The sequence below is a fragment of the Lactiplantibacillus daoliensis genome, assembly GCF_005405005.1.
In the GTDB taxonomy this organism is placed as follows: Bacteria; Bacillota; Bacilli; order Lactobacillales; family Lactobacillaceae; genus Lactiplantibacillus; species Lactiplantibacillus daoliensis.
In genome coordinates this window covers 257,574-277,790 of sequence record NZ_BJDH01000003.1, presented here as the reverse complement: position 1 = coordinate 277,790, position 20,217 = coordinate 257,574, and the positions used below count along the sequence as shown (strand labels likewise).

Below are 20,217 nucleotides of genomic sequence, written 5' to 3'. Positions count from 1 at the left end.
CTTAAGCCTCTAATCTGAAACAACTGTTTGTTGTGACATTTCTTCTTTCTCTTTAACTACTAATGAATTATCGTATGCCTTAAAGAATGGCCAAAATACAATCCAAGAAATTGCAAAAATAATTACTGCTAATACGATTGCACGCCAATCTTGTGTGGCCAAATATGATGTAATTGGATATGGAATATACCAAAGCAAGAATGTCTTGGTTGGAATAGCAACCCAATTCCAAGCCATTGAAATATACACAATTGTTGGAATCAGGATGCTATTAATCCACATCGGTACCATCAAATAAGGATTAAATGCAATGGGAGCACCAAATACCAATGGTTCATTAATATTGAATAGTGAAGGTACGAATACAGCCTTACCAATAGCCTTCAATTGAGCTGATTTACTGAACAGCAACATAATAAACGCTAACGCTAATGTTGTCCCAACACCGCCCATGCTAGAAAATGCATAACAAGTTTCCTGTGTAGCAATGTGTGTTGCAACACCACCATTCGCTACTTGCTTTGCATTTTCAGCTAAACCAGCCATATATACTGGATAAATGACTGGCATCATTACCCAGCCACTGATACCAAACGTATATAAGAACACTGGAATGAAGACTGATAATACAAATCCTGGATAACTCTGAACAATCGATGCTAAAGGACTGAATACCAGCAAGACAACATTGAAGAAATCAATCTTAAATTGAACTGTAATCAACCAACCGACCAACAATAGAAACGTAATCGGTAATAGACTATCAAACCAACCAATAACAAAATCTGGAATGGCAGTATCTTCTCCAAAGAAAGAATGTTTTGCAGCTAAATTCATAACAGCTGCAACCACTAAGCCAGTAATAATAGCTAAAAACATCCCAGTTGCACCGAAACGACTCATAATAAATTTAATGTTTCCAGACTTGGTAATTGTTGGTGAAAGCAACATCATAAATAATACCAACGAAGTCGCACCACTAATAATTTTGCTACTATTATTCTTTTTCTTTTCCATGACGTAGTACGGAATCAGGAACGCAACTACTAGCCCAAACATGCCAAATGAAAAATCACTAATAATACTAAAATCCGGCATTCCTTTGAAAACATTTTGTAAAAGAGAAATAATTGTGATTAATGACCCAACAAATACCAATGGTAATGCCGTCATAATCGAGTCCTGAATTGCGGCAATCCATGGATTTTTCACGATCTTATTTACTTTTGGTGCAAATGAGTTGGTCATAAAATCCATTATTTTATGCATTATATTCACCCCTCCATTTGTTGAATTAATTCCAATGCCTTAGGACCATTTAATGAACCATATATTGCTTGAGGAATAACTGCAATCTTTATGCTTCTGTCACCGACTTCTTTCTTTAAGTCATCCACCATATATGACAAATGTGGTCCAATTAATAAGATATCGGTTGTATCAATCCGATCGTCTAATTGAGATTCACTACTTGCTTTTACGCTAACCTCAATGCCTGCCTTTTTAGCAGCTTTACGAATTGCGGCCGCCATAAACCCACTAGATGCACCTGATCCACAAATCAATAAAATGTTTTTCATATCTGAACACTCCTATCTGTATTTGATTACAAGTACATTGTGCCAATTTACGTAAGCGCAAACAATTACTCTTTTTTCCGCTTGAGCGGAAAAAATAAAACAATGTATGAAAACCAACAATTAGTTTCCATACATTGTTTATTTTTATTACTTATTTCGCTGGTAAATCGCCACCAGCATGGAGTATCTTCTGCATCACTCGATAGACCCGCTGATGTTGATAAGCTGTCACCAATTGGCCTAATTCAACCGTGCTATCAGCCATCAGTTTTGGTTTGGGCAGTCGACCATTGAATGCCGTTCGTTTTGCATCCGGATCGTCAAATTGATACAAGGTGACCGTCCCTTTAGGGGTGACACTGGCGTAGTAGACATAGCGTGTCTCATCCGTATCAGTCTGCCGTCTGATCACATAAGCTTTGGCAGCCTTTTGTTTGACCACATAATAAGTATAGGTCGCCTTTACGCCATTCTTCATTTGCCATAAATACTGCTGACTGGCTGCTTCATAATACACCGACAACAAACTGACGGTTTGATTAGCCGTCAACCTGGTCGTTGAACTAGTTGCTAAGACTTGGACTGCTTTGTGATCATTCCGAACACGCTGGTCACTAGTCTCTGGCCGGAGCTTAGTGGTTTTGAGCTGATGTACGAATTCGGTGATGATCAACTCAGCAGCTTGGTACCGCAATGCGCCAACTGGCCACAAATTGGTGGCACTGGCGAATAATCCCAAGACTACCACCGCAAGCCATGCCAACCGCATTGCAACATGATGCTTGATAGCTGTTTGGCCCAAATCATGCGGCGTGGTTGCCAGCGTCACTGCTTGCCCTGACGTTTCAGCCGTCAAAGTCGCCAACGTTCGATTAAAGTGCCAATGCCCATACATATTTAACCCCAGTCCCACGGCCACACCGCCTAGACTTTCTGTGAACCATAGCTGGGCAGTCAGGGCAGTACTAAACAAGCCTAATAGTTCCAAGCCAACTAAAATTGCACTCGCCACCGCAATGATTTTGCCAATCAAAGCTAGCTGATGACCACGTTGCAACTCTGGTCGGCGCCAATAATCACTTTGCATGATAAAGTGTCGACTAGATTTAATTTGTTGCGGCGTCATATTTTTATGATAGTTTAACAAATAATCAATCAAGTTACGTTGGTCGCGACGTAAGCGCCGCCGGAAATACCCCGCCACAACCATTAAGATGATGGCAAGTCCTAACATTACTTTTATCATACTCAGGTCACTCCTATGATGTTTATCACTATAGGATAACTACGCGAAAACTGTCTATTATCATTTATTTCCATTTAAATTATTTAGCTGACCATTTTACAAAAAAGGCCAGTGGCTAATCTCACCACTGACTCTCGTTAGAAATTTAAAATTCAATTGTTGCCATGAACTTACCTTCAGCGCCACTGAAATCAATCACGTGACGCTTTAAATTGGCCGTCCAAGCTTGACAACCAGCAGCTGCTAACCGTTTGACCGCTTCAGCCAATGACAATGTGCCATCAACGTATTCCTGGCCAACTTTAGCAACTTCCTTAGGATCTTCTTCCATCGCAACCTTGGTGCCTAATCCATTCGTCCGCCGTTCCACTAGGTAACCATCCGCACCGAAATACGTGGTTGAACCAGTGGCAACTTCGTATTGAAAATGTTGAACACCTAAGTCAGATTGCTTTTTAGCAACCGTGGCAAAATCCACGTGGTCGCCGAGCTCAGCTAAAACTTTATCAATTGCATCTAATTTAAACATAGTTACGCCCCTTTAAATTTCGTTTACTTCTCCATTGTAAACCAAGTTACACGGATTTGGCTTTCATTGGATAGAAAATCCGCATTAAGCCCATATAAATCAAGCCAATAATTGCCATATCAATAAAGGTAGCGCCTAAAACATCCGCAACAAATGGAATATGCTTTAATCCTAAATAAATTATTACCCCTAAGGCCCAACACCCGAGGGCAATCCAGTTCACGCCATGTGAATACCAGTACTGTCCCTTAGAACTCGCCAACTCATTCACATCATAATTTTGATGATGGCGCCAATAATAATCGATCAACATCACCGCAATCATCGGGCCTAACACCATCCCGATATAATCCAAGAATGCCGTGAACGCTGCCAAGAAGCTCCCAATAACTAATGGAATCAAGGTGACCAATGTCGCAATCGCAGTGACAGCCCATAGCGCCGGCCGTAGTCGAATCCGTGGAAAAATATTTGATAAAGCCGAACCGGCCGCTAACAAATTAACCGCATTGGCCGTCATACTCGTCAAAATAATGACCAGCAACGCTAGCACACCTAATCCCAAGCGACTGGCAATCGTACTTGGATCTGAGTTATTCGGATCATAAGTTCCCGAGGTGATCGCAATACTCATCGTGGCGGCTAAACCAATAAAGGCAAACCAGAAAACCCCTGTAAAAGCCCCTAAGAACGGCATCTTAGTTGCCCCCGACCGTTTACGGGTAAACCGGGTAAAGTCGGCACCAGCGATCACCCAAGCCAAATTAAACGCCGCTAAGGTATCCATCCCAGCTCCAGCGGTCATCTGCAATTTTACGGGCGCATGCCAAGTTAATAATTGTGAAAATGTCACCGTCTTGAAGACAACCACAGATTCCCACAAAACAAATAGGATGACTAAGATGATCCCGATCCGCTCTACGATTTGAACCGAGCGCTGACCAACTGAAACACTTAGAAAATGAAGGATGCTCATCACAACAACCCCCATTATCAGGCCCTTGGCACCCCCAGGTTGACCATAAACTGGCCAGCCGATAATATCATGCAACAGATAGCTCACCGAAGTCGCAGCAATAAACGTATTCACCGCCGTCCAACCGATATAAATGGTTAGATTAACGAAAGACGGTACATAACTGCCCCGCACACCGAATGATCCGCGAATCAGACTCATGGTCGACGCACCCGTTTTGTACCCCATAAAGCCAACCAACGATAAACACAAATACGACAACGTCGACGAAGCAACGATTATTTTCAAAGCAGTCAATAACCCACAAGCTGCTAAGACCCCACCAACATACCACGTCCCATTGTTGGCATTAGCCCCAATCCACGTCGCAAACATGTCCCAATTCGACATGTGTCGGTGCTTTGGCGCTACCACTTCAATCTGATACTTCGTTTCCTGCTTCACGACGTTCACCCTTTCTACATTGTTAACCATTGTCCGTTTTTCAGTGACAATGGTCAAGTCACTTTTACGCAAATTTGCCCGTTGTGCTTACTTTTAAAAAGCCGTAAGATTAAGAGAACATAATGATTACATCAGTTTCACAAAATGTTTTACAATAAAAAAGAAGCAGACTTAAAATAACGTATTTATTAAATGACAGGTTAAGGAGGGTGACTCAGTTGAAAGGCGCACTGGTAGGTTGGCGACGAAATCTCGCTGTTTTATGGTTAGGGACATTTATTGCGGGGATGGGATTCTCTGAAGTCATGCCGTTTTTATCACTCTATGTTGGTGAACTCGGTCACTTTACCCGTGGACAATTAACCATGTATAGCGGACTCACATACGCAGTCACCTTTTTCGTAATTGCAGTGGTATCCCCACTTTGGGGTAAGCTCGCCGATCGTCGGGGTCGAAAACTTATGCTACTCCGTTCATCGCTCGGTATGGCCATCGTCATTGGAGCCATGGGGTTTGTACATAATATTTGGATGCTCATTTTTCTACGTTTTTTGCAGGGCCTCTGTGCCGGTTATATTCCAAATGCTAGCGCCCTAATCGCAACCGAAACACCAAAGGAAAGCAGTGGGACCGCGATTGGAATTCTCACCACGGGATATGTTTCGGGTAACTTGATTGGCCCAATTTTAGGTGGCGTCTTAGCCCAAGTCTTTTCAATCCGACTGACTTTTATTATTACCGGGGTACTCCTGCTAATTGTCTTCGTCTTGAGCCTGACACTCGTCCATGAAAATTATCAGCCGAGCCCAGCATCTAAAACTGCTGAATCAGGTAGTCTACTCAGTCAGTTCAAGAATCCAACCTTGATTATTACCTTATTAGTCTCTACGATGATCATTCAAATGGGTAACAACTCGATCACACCGATCATTAGCTTATATGTCAAACAATTGATGCATAATGTGGGACCAATCACCGTCGTCGCTGGAATCATTGCCGCATTACCTGGTATTTCGACACTTTTATCCGCCCCACGTCTCGGTCATTTGGGCGACACCCGTGGGACCGACCGGATCTTAGTCTTCGGCTTTGTGTTTGCAATCTTGATGTACTTTCCACAAGGCTTCGTTTCCAGTATTTGGACACTCGGATTACTCCGCTTCATGATTGGTGTTTCAGATGGCGCGTTATTCCCAACTGTGCAAACGCTACTCTCCAAAAACACCCCCGTGCATCTAACTGGGACAATTTTTAGTTGGAATCAATCATTTCAGGCTCTCGGTAGTATGCTTGGCTCCTTACTAGGTGGGGTCGTTTCGAATTGGTTCGACTACAACGGGGTCTTTATTTTCACCGCTCTGTCACTACTATTGAACTTCATTGTCGTCTTGATCTTTATTCCAAGCATGCGGCATCCATTTAAAAATAAAGCCTAAATCAAAAGTTGAAAGACTCAAAGGCATCACAGATGTAGTAGTAACCATTACGTCTAAAAATAGACGCACCTAAATTTAGCGCTCCGTCAGTCAAAATCGGTGTGCTGTGGGGGACGGCGCCAGCCACAGTACGGTCTGGCACCTCAATTCAAAGCCGATAAAACACGTCTTTGAATTGCCTCGTAAGATTAGTCAGCTAAGAACGCTGACTAATCTTACCGACACTGCACACCGATTTTGACTGACTCCGCTAAGCATAATTGACTATTTCTCATAGTCTGATTATTGACATAGTAGTGCAGACCGGCTATTTTCAACTCACAACCTTTAGACCTAAACAAAAGTGCCACCAACCGTTGAGTTGATGGCACTTTTGTTTATTTTAAGATTCGTTGAATTTGCATAGCCATTAACATAATTTCTTCATCTGACAGGGGGACGGTAAACTTCATATTCAGATAGGCCGCCACTTTTTGCGCAATCTGGTAGGCCCGCCGATTCTGACTCTGAACCAATGCCACCATTGCCGGATCACTATCCGCTAGCAACTTATGCGCAATCGCCCGCTCGACTAGAAACTTCACATGCACTAGACAACGTTGATAATTGGGGTCAGCTTCATCTAAAGTTCCACCAGCCTGATATTTAATAATATTGATTACACGACCAATCAATTGACCTGCCTTTAAAGCGTCTTTCCGTTCATCCGTACCATTCTCGGCATTGATCACATGGGCCGCAATGTTCGCAGCTTCTTGGTCAGAAAACTCAGTGCCCAAATGATCGTTCATCAGCTTAACGGCAAAACTGCCAGTCGCAAACTCAGGCGCATAATAAGTCTTAATTTCCCAATAAACGCGATTCGTAATCACAATCCCTTTTTCAGCCCGCTCTAAAGCGAACTTCAAATGATCCAGTAGCGAAATAAAAAGCGTATCGCTGAGTTTCATGTGTAACCGTTCCGTGGCATGATTAATCACTTGTTCCGTAATTTCAATCAATTGAGGTGATGATGAGGCAATGGTCGTTAATAATTGTTCGACATTAGGATCAGGCGCTGGCACGAAAACCTGATTAAAATCTCCGTCAGTAACCACCGTTCCAGGTTTCTTACCGTAACCGACACCTTTACCAAGCAAAATGAATTCTTGATCACGCTCATTTGTTGCCAACACAACACTAGAGTTCAGAACCTTTTTGATGTGCAGCATGTCATCACCTCCACCCTCAGTTTAACTTAAGTCCGCACCATTTGTCCGAATAACTTTTTGATACCAAGTGAATGAGTCCTTCTTATAGCGGTTCAATGTCCCATGGCCTAAATCATCTTCGTCAACATAAATGAAGCCATAGCGTTTCGACATTTGTGAAGTGGAAGCACTGACTAAATCAATCGGTGCCCAACTCGTATAGCCGAGCAAATCAACACCAGCGTCCACAGCTTGAATCATTTGTTCAAAGTGTCCCTTGAAATAGTTGATCCGATAATCATCGTGTACTTGATGATCAGCAGTTAATTCATCCTTAGCGCCCATCCCATTTTCAACAATCATTAATGGTTTATGGTAACGATCGTAAAGTTGTAACAATGAAATTCGCAAACCAACTGGATCAACGGTCCAACCCCAATCAGTCGTTTCCAAATGTGGATTCTTGCCACCAACAACCGTATTGCCGGTAGTCAATGTTAAATTACTGTCATCATATGACGACACCATCGACATATAGTAGCTGAATGAGACGAAATCGACCGTATTCGCCTTTAAAATTGCCAAATCGTCTGGTGCCATGGCAATTTCAATTCCCTGTTCTTCGAAATAATTCAAAACTAAAGCTGGATATTCCCCAAAGACCTGCACATCAGCTGGGAAATAGTTCATTGTATTCTTGTTGAATGAGGCCAACACGTCCCGTGGATCTGATGAGTTGGGATAATCGGTCAATTTGGTCAGCATGCAGCCAACCTGGCTTCCTGGAATTGTTTCATGACATGCCTTAGTAACTAAAGCTGAAGCGACAAATTGATGGTGAAACGCTTGGTATTCCGTCTGTAATAAGTTCTCAGTTTGATCTGGAATAATCCCCGCTGAGATAAAGGGATGCCGTGTCACACTATCAATTTCATTAAAAGTCAGCCAATATTTCACATTATCCTTGAAAGCCGTGAAACACGCCTGACAAAATCTGACGAACAAGTCAATGACTCGGCGATCAGCCCAACCATTATACTTCGTGGCTAAAGCAAGGGGCATTTCATAATGCGACAACGTCACAATTGGTTCAATCTTCGCCGCGTGCATTTTGGCAAAAACAGCCTTGTAATAAGCCAAACCAGCTTGATTTGGTTCTGTTTCTTCCCCAGTTGGAAAGATCCGCGTCCAGGCAATCGATAGGCGTAAGGTCTTGAAGCCCATTTCATGGAACAGGTCAATGTCTTCTGAATAACGATGGTAGAAGTCAATCCCCCGTCGTTTTGGATAATCGGCGGTGTCTTGGGTCTTAATCGCGGCATCAATGTCGGGCATCGTCACACCAACTTGTTTGCGATAATCTTTAACATCAACTTTAGGTTTATAGGTCGCCACATCTGCCACCGATAAGCCCTTGCCATCAACATTCCAAGCACCTTCAGCTTGGTTAGCAGCAATCGCGCCACCCCATAAAAAGTCTTTTCTTAATCCCATCTGTTAAACTCCTAACTTTGCAATATTCATGACTGAATCATTAATTGAATTCTCACCAGTTTCATCGACTGCCACCGTGTAATCATTTTGATTAGTCACAACCATCATGGTTACTGGGTTGTAGCCCGCAGCCTTAATCTTATCAAGTTCAAACGTCTCAAGTAGCTCACCGGCTTCAACGTGTTGGCCAACTTTAACATCAGATTCAAAGTATTTTCCGTTCAGCTGAACAGTGTCCAACCCAATATGGAATAGCAACTCGGCACCATTATCGGTCTTCATGCCTAAAGCATGTTTCGTTTCGTAGACCATTTCAATCGTCCCAGCAGTTGGGGCAACCAGCCGACCTTCACTCGGATCGACCGCAATCCCTTGACCAATCAAGCCTTGCGAGAAAACATCGTCGGGAACTTCGGACAATGGCATCACTCTGCCAGCAATTGGGGCATTTAAATCTTCAGCAGCTACTTCCGTAGTCGTTGATTTGGATTCATCCGTTGTGGTATCGGTTTCATTCTTCCAAGAAATCAGACCAGCAATGAATGCAACCCCAAATGAAATCACAAAACCAATCAAAGCATGAATTAAATTAGCTGGATTACTCTTATCTACAAACATTGGCAAACTAGCTAGTCCAGGACCAACTGCTACAAACCCTGCTAACCCAACCAATCCAACATAAGCACCACCAATGACACTACCTATAATAACGCTAATTAATACTCTTTTATGCTGAATCGTCACGCCATAAAGTGCTGGTTCGGTAATACCAAACATTGCCGAAATCCCAGCAGAAATCGCAGTTGCCCGTAATTTTGTATCTTTAGTTCGTAAAGATACAGCAAAGCAAGCACCACTTTCTGCCAAATTATGTGCCAATGACGCAGGATTATAAAGTGATTCTCGTCCTGTTGAACTGAGACTAGAAATAACATATGGAATCATTGGTTTGTGCATTCCTGTTATAACCATAAACGGTAAAATTCCAGCTAGCAAAGCAGTTGCAATCCAGCCAAAGTGAACATTTAAGAATAAAATAACACTAACAAAGCCTTCACCAACGACATAACCCAATGGGCCAAGAAATAGTAACGTAACCGGTGCCGTAATCAGCATTGACATCATTGGGACAAAAAAGATTCGAATATTTTTGGGCGAATACTTCGTGAACAACTTTTCCATGGCTGCATAGAATAAAACGCTTAGAATTGCCGGAAAAACCTGCGAACTATAGGTCACGTTCATCATTTTTAAACCAAATAATTCTGTCCCTTTAGTTAGCATGGTAACAATATCTGGTAAAATCAAGACACCCACGATTGACATCGCAACCAGCTCATTAACTTTTAACTTCTTTGCAGTTGTTACTGCAACTAGAAGTGGTAAAAAGTATAGTGGCGCTGTACCAATCAAATTCAAGACTTGATACGTTTGACTCTTATCACTCATCCAACCAAACATAGAAACTAACATCAGCATCGCTTTAAGAATCCCACCACCGGCAATCGCTGGCACTAGGGGTTGAAAAACACCAATAATAAAGTCTAAAACGACTTTACCAAACGATTGCTTTGGCCCTTTTGCGCCAGCACCACTGGTTTTACCATCCAGTTCTGATTCAACGGCGTCAAACATCTCAACGACATCATTACCAATAATAACTTGGCATTGACCACCGGCAATCACTGCACCGAGCACCCCATCAATTTTCTTTAGTTGTTCCAAATCTGCTTGATCAAAATCATTTAGGGTGAATCGTAGCCGGGTCGAACAATGAATTAACGTGGCAACGTTCTTGGCGCCACCAACACCGGCAATAATTGCTTTAGCACTTGTTTTAAAATCCATTTTATTCCACTCCTTTAGACATAAAAAACAGGACCTGAAAAGCGATTGAGTCGTCACCCAATAACTTTTTAGATCCTGCCTGCTTTACCAGTTACATGTCTAGTTTTATTCGTTTGTATGTCATAAATGTAAGCCCTTACTTCGCTGATGTCAACCCTTTTATAATTAAATTTATTCTGAAGTAGCATAAATGGCTAGTCGCATCGGATTGCTTAATCCCATCAACTAGCCATTTATGCTACTTCATGTACGTTGCCATAAAAGCTGAAACTTTTTCTTCATACTGTTTAGGCTGCTTATTTAAAGCTTCACCATGTTTAGCGCCAGGTACAATCCATAATTTCTTGTCTTTAACCGTCGTCGCTTTGTAGTTCTCGTATACCATTTTCGTTGGCACAAACGTATCGACTGACCCATGAATAAAGAAGATTGGTAACCTATTCTTCTTCAATTGGTTGACTGAACTCGCTTCAAGGAAGTTAAAATGCGCTTTCCAATCCGCAACCCAGCTTGCGGTATAAATCAATGGGAACTTTGGTAAGTGATACAACTGTTTTAGCTCATACGTTAATTCGTCGGCAACACTAGTATAGCCACAGTCTTCAACAATCGCTTTAACTTGTGACGGTAACTTCTCACCACTCATCATCATCACCGTTGCACCGCCCATGGAAACCCCGAATAACCCAATCTGGCTATCAGTTCCTAAGCGCCGCACGACTTGTTGCGTCCACTTAACATAATCTAGTCGATCAGGCCAACCGAAACCATAGTAATTACCCTGGCTCTGACCATTGCCACGATCATCGGGTGCCAACACGTTATAGCCTTGACAATGCCACAATCGAATGTAACTCGCCATCTGCTCTTTATTTCCCATGTAACCATGTGCAATCACAATCGTCCGATTCGTTTTCTTAGCGGCCGGTACAAAATCCGCGACCAATTTAAGCTTATCCGTCGCCGAAGTTTCATGCCAAGTCTGCTTATCAACTTGTCTTAGCCAAGCTTTATTTTTCACTAAAATCGCGTGGCTCTTTTTTGAAGTGCTCGTTAAGACTTTCGGGGTCGGCTCAAAGGCAAAGTGGTATAAGTAGAAACTCCCACCGGTAATACCGATCACTAGGACAGCCACCACTGTACTTAACGCAATTACCCATTTTTTCTTGATTGTCATCGTTTCAATTCCTCTCTCATCGCTTTATGCCAAAGCTTGTTCCGTTAATAAATGATAAGCCACTGTCTGGGCAGCAAATTGGATGGCCCGTGTCGTCTGTTCAGTCGTTGATACCATCACCGGTTGATGACGTAACGCTTGCTCAAAAGCCGTAGCGAATTCAGCATAGCGTTTCTCAATCAAGCGTGACTCCCGAATAGCTAAGATGGCTTGGCTGATTGTTCCTAAAGGAAAATCTCGCTTCAAAATCGTGACGACTAGCACTGCCACAATTTGATTCCGATTATACTGACGACCAACTGGCCGACTAAAAAAGTGCTGTTTGACATAGCTGTTCACCATCGTCTTGGTCACTGCCGGGATGTTAAGTGGCGCTAACATTTGATTCACTAATTGTAATAATTGATCCATATAGATGGGCATCGCCGGTAGTTGATCCCACGAGTCCAACTTAAACATGTCTAAAGTTGTCATACAAATCCTCCAAACGTTAAGTTTTAATTTACCTGAAACTAGCTTCGATTACAAGGAAATTTAGACTATACATTAGATTATGTAGAATTATAATCTACATAATAAATAAACATTATTTACCTTATATCAACAAAACTTGAAACCATTGCCTGTTTTCCGCTAAAATAAGACATACCCCAAACTACCGCAACACAGAAAGGACGTTCTTCATGAATAACGTTTATTTAGCCGCCCCTTTTTTTGACGATGCACAACAAGCACGCATTGAACAAGTAAAGGCTGCATTAATTGCGAATCCAACGATCAATTCCGACGGTATCTTCTTACCGCAAGAACATCAATTTGAAGATGAACCTTTTGGTAGCCGTGCTTGGCAACAATACGTCTACGCTTCCGATATGCGCCAAGTCCATCGTGCTGATCTCGTCGTCGCCTTACTTGACTTCGATATGACCAGCGCCAGCAATGAACCCGATTCCGGGACAATGTTTGAAATCGGCGCCGCGGTGGCTGAAAAGACCCCGGTGTTGGTTGTCCAATTTGACGCTGACAAACAATTGAACCTAATGATTGCGCAAGGCCTCACCGCCTACTTCGACGCTAGCAAAAATGGCTTGCAAGAATTAGCCACTTACAATTGTAATGATTTAAAATCAAAACCAGCTAAACGGCCGGTATTCTAACGATAATCGAAAGACGAGTTCTCAAAATTCTGAGAACTCGTCTTTTTTAAGTTATTCTACTAGATCCGTCACATAACCTCGACGTCGTTGTTGCAAACGTTTAGTTGTTTCTAAAACCATCGTTGGAATGAACATTCCCAGCATCGTGATTACCCAAGCAGCCGGTGGAATCGTTACAAAACTAAATAAGTTTTGAACACCTGGAATAGCAGTCAAACCGATCACTATGGTAACACCCACTAGCAATGCCCAATTCAAAGATGGATTGCGTTTAAAGCTAGCCCGTGAGAGTGGTTGACGTTCCTTGATTGCATAAATATCGATCATCGATCCAACACCCAAAATCAAGAAGACCATTGTCATCCCAACCGGTGCCTGATTGGCAGTTAGCACGAAGCGGCCGAGTGCATAGATTCCCAATGTTAAGACTGTAAAGGTAGCGGCCCGAACCGCGAGTCGGCGACCTAAGCCCCGCGCTAGAATACTCTCGTCATTGCCCACTGGTGCTTGTTGCATTGCGGTAGCTTCACCGGGTTCCCGACTAAGGTAAAAACCAGGAATACCGTCTGCTAGCACATTGACTAACAGTAACTGTTCCGCTAACAACGGCGCTCCCCAACCGAATAGTACGGCGCCAACCATCAGGAAGATTTGAGCAAAGTTGACACCCACTAAGAATTCGACAGCCTTCAAAATATTTTGATAAACTGTTCGTCCTTCCTTAACCGCGGCAATGATCGTGGCAAAATTATCATCCGTCAGAATCATATCGGCAGCACCCTTGGAAACTTCGGTCCCAGTAATACCCATGGCAATCCCAACATCCGCGACTTTCAAGGCTGGCGCATCATTCACGCCGTCACCCGTCATCGCCACTGTCGCCCCAGTCGACTGCCAAGCTTGCACAATCCTAATTTTGTCCGTTGGCGATACCCGGGCAAAGACGGCAATGTCTTTAATCTGGGCAGTTAAGTCCTCATCTGATAACCCACGTAGCGTTTCGCCAGACATCACCTGTTGATCCGCCGTTAAGATCCCAATCTCTTTGGCGATTGCAGTCGCGGTCACTAAATGATCCCCAGTAATCATCACCGGCTTGATACCCGCGCGTTTAGCTTCACGAATCGCTGGAATCACTTCCGGGCGCGGTGGATCAATAATTCCAACGATTCCAGCCAACGTCACGTCCTGATTAACCGCATCCCAATCAGTAATTGGGGCTATTTGTTTTGGCATCACCTTATAACCGACCGCTAAAACCCGTAAGGCCGCTTCACCAAATTGGTCATGGGCCTGTTGCGCAGCGGCATCATTGGCTGCATTAGCTTTCAACGGAATTCGATCCAAAGCGCCTTTAACAATCACGAGTTGTTGATCATCATTTAAGGCATGCACGGTGGTCATCATCTTTTTCTTGGAATCAAATGGATCTTCCGCTACCCGTGGATAGTCCTGCTCAAAATCCGCACGACTCGTTTCATTTTTGGCTAACCAACGAACAATTGCCAATTCAGTGGCGTCGCCAAAGGTCTGTTTCCCACCGTTTACTTGTTTGATTTCGGCATTAGTTGCTAGGCCAAGCGATTGCATCAATTGACGCCCAGCCGCTGGAACTGGGCCACTGGCGGACATAATCCCCGTCTTTGGCGTCCAATATTTCGTAATCGTCATTTTATTTTGTGTTAACGTACCGGTCTTATCTGAGGCAATCACGTCGATGCCACCAATTGTTTCCACCGCACTCACGCGGCGCATGATGGCATGCCGATCAGCCATCCGTTTGACCCCATGCGACAAACTGATCGTCACAATAATGGGCAAGGTTTCCGGTACGGCCGCAACGGCCAATGAAATCCCAATCATCAAACTGTCAGCGACACCTTGATTTTGAACCCAAATACTCAGAGCGAAAATCAAGAGTCCACCTAGCACGGCAAAAGTAGTTAACCAACCAGATAATCGGTTTAAACGACCTTGTAACGGCGTCGCCCGTTTCTTCGTTTTGTTTAAGAGACCGGCAATTTGACCTAACTCAGTTGTCATCCCGGTAGCCACGATCTGGATCACAGCCGTCCCAGCCGTTACAGCAGTTCCGGCAAAAGCTTGTTGCATTTCAGTCGGCGTCGTTCCCGATAAATAGGCGTCTTTTTCAACCGCCACACTTTCACCCGTCAACACAGCTTCGTCAATCGTCAAATTAGTACTTTCAATCACGATAGCGTCAGCTGGCACTTGATCGCCGGCTTTTAATAACACTAAATCACCTGGCACAATTTTTTCAGCGGCGACTGTCTGTGCGACATTTTCCCGCCGCACAGTGGTCGTGGGCAGACTCATCGATTTCAAGGCCGCTAACGCTTTTTCTGCTGAAGCTTCTTGGTATAAGCCAATCGCGACATTGATGATTAGAATTGAGCCAATGACGATGGTCTTCATCCAACCGCCATTTTGTGCAATGGCCATGTAGCTAGCGAGCCCCACCGCAAATAATAAGACCAACGATGAGACATCACTGAGATGTTGCCAAATTTTCCGCCATAGTGGGGGCTGCCGGCTAGCAATCAATTCATTGATGCCAAATTGTTCCAACCGCGCATCGACCTCAGACGACGTTAAACCAGACTTAGGTGTTAAGTTAAGTTTGCTTAGCTTCCCGTTGCTCATAACATTCTCCTCTACTTTGATTATCGTTCCAATTGCTATCAACTAATGATACCGCATACATTTAGTCGATTCTTGCCCAGATTATGAAGAAAGTTTGAGGATTGAGCTCGGGGCCGTTGGTTAATTGTTCTCTTAAAAAGGAACAACCAAAGTTCACCTTACTTAAGGCGACTATTCTAGTTTCAACATTAGCTATCTATCGGTTGAAAGACTCAAAAGCATCACAAATATCCCAGTACCAGTTACATCTAAAGTAGACTTGCCTAATTTAGCGCTCCGTCAGTCAAAACCGGTGTGCTGTGGGGGACGGTGCCAGCCAAGGGACGGTCTGACGCCTCAATTCCAAGCCGATAAAACACGTCTTTGAATTGCCCCACAAGAATAGTCGGCCAAAAACGCCGACTATTCTTGCCGACACTGCACATCGATTTTGACTGACTCCACTAAGTATAAATCACAAATTTATCCAAAAAAGAACTACTGACTTAGCTAGAGGTTGTTGCTGATAGCATCGGACGTGTAGGGGGCGTAAGGCTTGAACCGATCCCTCGTCCGCATGTTATCAGTAACAACCGGAAGCGGCAGTATTTGATTATTGCGGTCGTGTAACAGGACAAGTATTTTCAACTTGCACCCTTTAGATTGGTTACTACTATCAAGCATTAGCTTCAACATAAAAATTTAGCTAGTAAACTGTCATGACTAACTTAATTTGCGTTAATATTGTTATAATAGACATTAAATTATAAGTGGAGGCCCGGCGAATGCAAATCAAATTAATCTCAACCAGCGATGTTCATGGCTATTTAGCACCTACCGACTATAGTCGGCGTGACCGGGTGGTGCCTTTTGGTCTCAGTCGTGCGGCGACCATGATCCATCAACTAACGGCTGAAGATAACGACGCAGTCTGGCCAATTGTGATTGAAAACGGTGATTTCGTGCAAGGTTCACCGTTAACCTATTTCATCGCCTGGCGACATCAAGAAGGCGCGCCTCTCTATTCACGGCTTGCTAACTGTAATCACGTTCAAGCCGGCGTCTTTGGCAATCATGAATTCAATTATGGGCTCGACTTTCTCGACCTCTGTGAATCGGCTCGCAATTATCCAATGCTGGCTGCCAATATTCATGACGACTTAAACCGTACGCTATTTGCCAAGCCCTATACGATTTTGGAACGCGCTGGCGTCAAAGTCGCAATTCTAGGCTTAACGACCCAGTTCGTCTCACGCTGGGAATTACCAAGCCATCTGACTGGATTACATTTTACCGATGTGGTCGAAACGGCCAAGAAATATGTGCCAAAGTTGCATGAACTCGCCGATATTGTCGTGGTTGCTTATCACGGTGGGCTGGAACGAGACCCGAAAACTGACGCCCCGACCGAACGACTGAACGGCGAAAACCGCGGCTCAGCTTTACTGGCTGAAGTACCTGGGATTGATGCGCTCATTACTGGGCATCAACACCGGCGCTTAGCGGTAACCGTCCATGGGGTGCCCGTCACTCAGCCTGGGATGAAAGGGACCAATGTCGCCATGATCACGTTAGACGTTAATGACCAAAAGCAGGTCATCAATCGAAAGCCTGAAGTCTTCAGTGTTAAAACCAGTGAACCTGATCAGCACGTCATGAACTTGTTGTCCCCAATTAACACGCAAATGGAGGACTGGCTCGATACGCCGTTAGGTAAGATCAATGGTAGCATGTTAGTTCATAGCCATTTGGAAGCCCGATTACACAATCATCCGTACCTTAATTTCATCAATCAAGTTGAAATGGCCGCTACCGGTACCGATATTGCCGCTACGGCGCTCTTCAACGACGATGTCCCTGGCTTAAAGCAACATGTAACCATGCGCGAAGTTATGAATAGCTACGTCTATCCAAACAAACTCGCCGTTGAAACCATCACCGGTGCCGATTTGAAGCAAGCCTTGGAACGTTGTGCAAGTTATTTCTTATTAGTCGCTGGCAAAGTAATCGTTAATCCCGAATTTTTAAAACCGAAATTACGCCATTATATTTATGATATTTATAGCGGGATTGACTACACCTTTGACCTCACTCGACCAATCGGCGATCGCGTCGTTCAGCTCGATTATCATGACGTTCCCGTTCAACCAGATCAATCGCTGACCGTAACGTTGAATCATTATCGTGCAGGCGGCGGTGGCAACTATCCCATGTTTGGGACGGAAAAAATCGACCGTCAGCTTTCGACGGATATGACCGTTTTAATCGCTGATTATTTTGCTGAACATCCCGTGGTGACTGCAACCCAACCAACTAATTTTAAAGTGACCTACTAATCCAAAAATCGTCTAACCTTAAATTAAAGTTAGACGATTTTTTTAATTTGACCTATGCGACCTGCAATCCCAACATGAGTAATCCCATCGTTAGTGGCGCTAATAGTGTACTGACGAGTTGTATTGCCACATAGTCATCCGCTGGAAGCTTTTGCTGGACCGCTAACATGGTTGGAATGGCCGCTGTAGGAATCGCTAAAGTAATGACGACGAGTTGCTGTGTCACTAGTGGCACCCCTAGCAGGTACATTCCTAACCAAACAAGACACGGTAAGCCTAAACTTTTTAACACCACATTTTTCAAGATTGATCGCGTGATCTTGACGCGTTGCGTCGCCAAGATTAGCCCGAGGGCAAATAAAGCGACACCCCCAGCAGCCTGCCCTAGCTCGGTTGCAACTGGTAACCATCGTAACGGTAACTTAAAACCATTTAAATTCAAAATAAAAGCTAAGATCGGGGCCCAGACGACTGGCTGCTTGCTAGCCGTTACGAGCGTGTCTCGCAGGGCTACCCAACGCGTTACGGTCGCTTCACGATTGACCAGCGTCAACAAAAAGACACTGATAGGAACTTGAATCAAATTCATATATAAACCGCCTAGCGCCACTAATAGAATACTAATCTTACCAAAGACAATTAATAGCACGGAGGTTCCCATAAAAGGCACCGACGGACTGGCAATCGACAAGGCCGTTAATGTCGCTACCGCTAACGGCTTGCCACGCAAAAACTGCACAACAATTAAGATTAGTAATCCGCCCAACATGCCAACTGCTAACCAAATGGCGACAGCAATATTTTGTAGAATCACCGTCCGCTTTAACGTCAAGATCCCACCAAATAAGCTGAGTGGTAAAGCATAGGTCATTACCAGTTGAATTAAGCTATCACTCGTATTCGCCGAAAATTCTTGGCGCCATCCTGCTAAAGCGCCCAATCCCAATGTCACAACAATGGGTAAGATCGCCAACAATAACGTTGTCAACATGCTGATCGCCTCTTCGCCATTTAATTTGCTCCGAGTTTAGCACAACCAGCTTGGCCATTCGTGCAGCTTTTGACCCGAGCAGATGACACAAACTTTACCTTCAGCGGTCACGCGACTGTAATTCCCTCAGAATTGTTAGCTCATGGACAGCTAGGCTTTCGAATCCAAGTTCTTTAGCTTTTTAACCGGCTAATTAACTTAATTGTTTTTCCGCAAAGAAATTTAACTAAATAGCAAAATTGGACACAAAAAAGCCGCTAAGTTCAGACTTAGCGGTTTGCTCAATCAAATGGTGTTAGAAATCAACTTCATCAGGATCGTTAGCTAAACCAGCGACACCATGCATACCGTCGATTGTTTCCATATCAGCAGCACTTAATTCAAAATCAAATAATTCTGTATTTTGTTGAATCCGATCTGCGTGAACAGACTTTGGTAATGGTAAGAAGCTATTTTGTAATGACCACCGTAAAACAATCTGAGCCACACTCTTGTTGTACTTAGTTGCGATCGTCTTCAATTCTGGAATGCCAAAAATCTTACCGGTACCAAGTGGACTATATGCTTCAGACAAGATGCCATGGGCTTCATTGTATGCAACTACGTCAGCTTCCATATCACTTGGATTCAAGAAAATTTGGTTAACTGCTGGCACAACTTTGGCCGTCTTCAAAAGCACGTCTAAATGCTTTGGCCGAAAATTAGAAACCCCGATAGCCCGAGCTTTGCGGCTAGCATATAACTCTTCCATGGCTTTCCAAGTATCAGCCGTCAATTGTTCAAAGTTATCCCGCATTGCCGCTGGGTTTGGCCAATGAATCAAATAGAGATCCACATAGTCCAAGCCTAACTTTTGCAGTGACGTCTCTAAAGCCGCCTTAGTTGCTTCGTAGCCGTGATCAGCATTCCATAATTTAGTCGTGACAAATAAGTCTTCCCGTGCAACACCACTGTCCGCAATTGCCTTACCAACACTGTCTTCGTTGCCATAAGCAGCCGCAGTATCGATGTGGCGATAGCCGGCCTTTAACGCAGCTAAAACAGACTCATAAGCGACTTGACCATCAGGAGTTTGCCAAGTCCCAAATCCAACGATTGGAATCTTAGTCCCATTATTTAAAGCATACGTATCGGTGAGCTTTGTTAATTCTGTCATCAAGATGCCTCCAG

At 43.8% G+C, this 20,217-nt stretch carries 16 protein-coding genes; 3 read left to right on the top strand and 13 right to left on the bottom strand.

Features of this window, described 5'->3' with window-relative positions; genetic code table 11:
• Positions 1-9: 9 nt before the first annotated feature.
• The 5 genes from FFM64_RS05550 to FFM64_RS05530 all read right to left on the bottom strand — a co-directional run bounded on the left by FFM64_RS05550 (position 10) and on the right by FFM64_RS05530 (position 4,775).
• Entirely contained in the window at positions 10-1,269 is a 1,260-nt protein-coding gene (locus tag FFM64_RS05550) for a PTS sugar transporter subunit IIC (protein ID WP_137607009.1), read from the bottom strand.
• Positions 1,270-1,274: 5 nt separating this feature from the next.
• Positions 1,275-1,580, bottom strand: coding sequence for a PTS sugar transporter subunit IIB (locus FFM64_RS05545; RefSeq protein WP_137607008.1), 306 nt, complete (start codon positions 1,578-1,580; stop codon positions 1,275-1,277).
• A gap of 151 nt (positions 1,581-1,731) precedes the next feature.
• Positions 1,732-2,826, bottom strand: coding sequence for a hypothetical protein (locus FFM64_RS05540; protein ID WP_137607007.1), 1,095 nt, complete (start codon positions 2,824-2,826; stop codon positions 1,732-1,734).
• Between the two features lie 145 nt (positions 2,827-2,971).
• Complete coding sequence (locus FFM64_RS05535) at positions 2,972-3,355, bottom strand: DUF1398 family protein (protein WP_137607006.1); 384 nt, start codon at positions 3,353-3,355, stop codon at positions 2,972-2,974.
• A gap of 46 nt (positions 3,356-3,401) precedes the next feature.
• Complete coding sequence (locus tag FFM64_RS05530) at positions 3,402-4,775, bottom strand: cytosine permease (protein WP_137607071.1); 1,374 nt, start codon at positions 4,773-4,775, stop codon at positions 3,402-3,404.
• A 218-nt stretch (positions 4,776-4,993) separates the two neighbouring features.
• Here FFM64_RS05530 and FFM64_RS05525 point away from each other — a divergent pair, with 218 nt between their 5' ends.
• Positions 4,994-6,211: an MFS transporter gene (locus FFM64_RS05525; RefSeq protein ID WP_137607005.1), complete on the top strand. Its 1,218-nt coding sequence runs from the start codon at positions 4,994-4,996 to the stop codon at positions 6,209-6,211.
• A 377-nt stretch (positions 6,212-6,588) separates the two neighbouring features.
• On the opposite strand, the gene FFM64_RS05520 is transcribed toward FFM64_RS05525, so the two are convergent.
• The 5 genes from FFM64_RS05520 to FFM64_RS05500 all read right to left on the bottom strand — a co-directional run bounded on the left by FFM64_RS05520 (position 6,589) and on the right by FFM64_RS05500 (position 12,394).
• Positions 6,589-7,422, bottom strand: coding sequence for a PRD domain-containing protein (locus tag FFM64_RS05520; RefSeq protein ID WP_137607004.1), 834 nt, complete (start codon positions 7,420-7,422; stop codon positions 6,589-6,591).
• 21 nt (positions 7,423-7,443) lie between these two features.
• Positions 7,444-8,895 (bottom strand): glycoside hydrolase family 1 protein, encoded by a 1,452-nt coding sequence (locus tag FFM64_RS05515; protein WP_137607003.1) that lies wholly within the window; start codon positions 8,893-8,895, stop codon positions 7,444-7,446.
• Positions 8,896-8,898: 3 nt separating this feature from the next.
• Entirely contained in the window at positions 8,899-10,743 is a 1,845-nt protein-coding gene (locus FFM64_RS05510; protein WP_137607002.1) for a PTS beta-glucoside transporter subunit IIBCA, read from the bottom strand.
• A 238-nt stretch (positions 10,744-10,981) separates the two neighbouring features.
• Positions 10,982-11,920 carry an alpha/beta hydrolase gene (locus tag FFM64_RS05505; RefSeq protein ID WP_137607001.1) on the bottom strand — a complete coding sequence of 313 codons (939 nt, stop codon included), beginning with the start codon at positions 11,918-11,920 and terminating at the stop codon, positions 10,982-10,984.
• A 24-nt stretch (positions 11,921-11,944) separates the two neighbouring features.
• Positions 11,945-12,394 (bottom strand): DUF1836 domain-containing protein, encoded by a 450-nt coding sequence (locus FFM64_RS05500; protein WP_137607000.1) that lies wholly within the window; start codon positions 12,392-12,394, stop codon positions 11,945-11,947.
• 209 nt (positions 12,395-12,603) lie between these two features.
• On the opposite strand from FFM64_RS05500, the gene FFM64_RS05495 reads away from it, so the two are divergent.
• Positions 12,604-13,077: a nucleoside 2-deoxyribosyltransferase gene (locus FFM64_RS05495; RefSeq protein ID WP_137606999.1), complete on the top strand. Its 474-nt coding sequence runs from the start codon at positions 12,604-12,606 to the stop codon at positions 13,075-13,077.
• A 51-nt stretch (positions 13,078-13,128) separates the two neighbouring features.
• Here FFM64_RS05495 and FFM64_RS05490 read toward each other — a convergent pair whose 3' ends face one another.
• Positions 13,129-15,741 (bottom strand): cation-translocating P-type ATPase, encoded by a 2,613-nt coding sequence (locus FFM64_RS05490; protein ID WP_137606998.1) that lies wholly within the window; start codon positions 15,739-15,741, stop codon positions 13,129-13,131.
• A 764-nt stretch (positions 15,742-16,505) separates the two neighbouring features.
• Here FFM64_RS05490 and FFM64_RS05485 point away from each other — a divergent pair.
• Entirely contained in the window at positions 16,506-18,056 is a 1,551-nt protein-coding gene (locus FFM64_RS05485; protein WP_137606997.1) for a bifunctional metallophosphatase/5'-nucleotidase, read from the top strand.
• A gap of 52 nt (positions 18,057-18,108) precedes the next feature.
• Here FFM64_RS05485 and FFM64_RS05480 read toward each other — a convergent pair whose 3' ends face one another.
• Together FFM64_RS05480 and FFM64_RS05475 are read right to left on the bottom strand one after the other, a co-directional pair.
• A complete protein-coding gene (locus tag FFM64_RS05480) occupies positions 18,109-19,047 on the bottom strand; it encodes an AEC family transporter (protein ID WP_137606996.1) in 939 nt (312 codons plus the stop codon).
• A 295-nt stretch (positions 19,048-19,342) separates the two neighbouring features.
• Positions 19,343-20,203: an aldo/keto reductase gene (locus FFM64_RS05475; RefSeq protein WP_137606995.1), complete on the bottom strand. Its 861-nt coding sequence runs from the start codon at positions 20,201-20,203 to the stop codon at positions 19,343-19,345.
• Between the last annotated feature and the right edge of the window lie 14 nt (positions 20,204-20,217).